This window comes from Paenarthrobacter sp. PAE-2 (assembly GCF_026013155.1).
Taxonomy (GTDB): domain Bacteria; phylum Actinomycetota; class Actinomycetes; order Actinomycetales; family Micrococcaceae; genus Arthrobacter; species Arthrobacter ureafaciens.
Map to the genome: position 1 here is coordinate 1 of NZ_JAPDNV010000096.1, position 1,149 is coordinate 1,149.

Sequence of the window (1,149 nt, forward strand, 5' to 3'; positions counted from 1 at the left end):
AGACCCGCGAGCAGCACATCCGCCGCGAAAAGGCCACGTCCAACATCTGCACGGCGCAGGCTCTCCTGGCCATCGTCGCCTCGATGTATGCCGTCTACCACGGCCCCGAAGGCCTGAAGGCCATTGCCGAGACTGCCCACCACCACGCGCGCACCCTTGCGGCTTCACTGAAGGCTGCCGGCGTCGAGGTCCTTCACGGGTCCTTCTTCGACACCATCACGGTTCGCGTTCCGGGCCGCGGCGCCGAGCTCGTCGCTGCTGCCGAAGAGCGTGGCATCAACCTGCGTGGAATCGACGGGGACACCGTGGGTATTTCCGTGGATGAGACAACAACAACTGACATCGTCGGCAGTGTCCTTGAAGTTTTTGGTGCCTCCGTGGTTGAGTCCGCAGAGGGTTTCGCGCTGGAGGCTTCCGTTGAGCGCTCCAGTGAGTACCTGCAGCACCCCGTGTTCAACACCCACCGCTCCGAAACGCAGCTCCTGCGCTACATCCGCAAGCTCTCCGATCGCGACCTCGCACTGGACCGGACCATGATCCCGCTCGGCTCCTGCACCATGAAGCTGAACGCCACGGCCGAGATGGAAGCCATTTCCTGGCCCGAGTTCGCCTCCATCCACCCCTTCGCCCCCGACTCCCAGACCGAAGGCTGGCGTGAACTCATCGCCGACCTCGAGGCCCAGCTGACCGAGATCACGGGCTACGACCAGGTCTCCATCCAGCCGAACGCCGGGTCCCAGGGCGAGCTTGCCGGCCTCCTCGCCATCCGCGGCTACCACCACTCCCGCGGGGACCAGCAGCGCAACGTCTGCCTCATCCCCGCCTCGGCACACGGCACCAACGCAGCTTCCGCCGTGCTGGCCGGCATGAAGGTTGTTGTGGTTGCCACGGCGTCCGATGGAACCATCGACCACGAGGATCTCAAGGCCAAGATCGAGGCCAACCGCGAAGTTCTCTCGGCCATCATGATCACCTACCCGTCCACGCACGGTGTCTACGACGCCGATGTGCGGGAAGTCTGCGACGCCGTCCACGAAGCCGGTGGCCAGGTCTACATTGACGGTGCAAACCTCAATGCACTGGTCGGTTTGGCCCAGCCGGGCAAGTTCGGCGGCGACGTGTCCCACCTGAACCTGCACAAGACCTTCT

General features: G+C 64.4%; 1 pseudogene. It reads left to right on the top strand.

Annotation, left to right across the window (positions count from 1 at the left end):
- A pseudogene (locus OCL88_RS21040) lies at positions 1-1,149 on the top strand (beta-eliminating lyase-related protein); the annotation flags it as partial.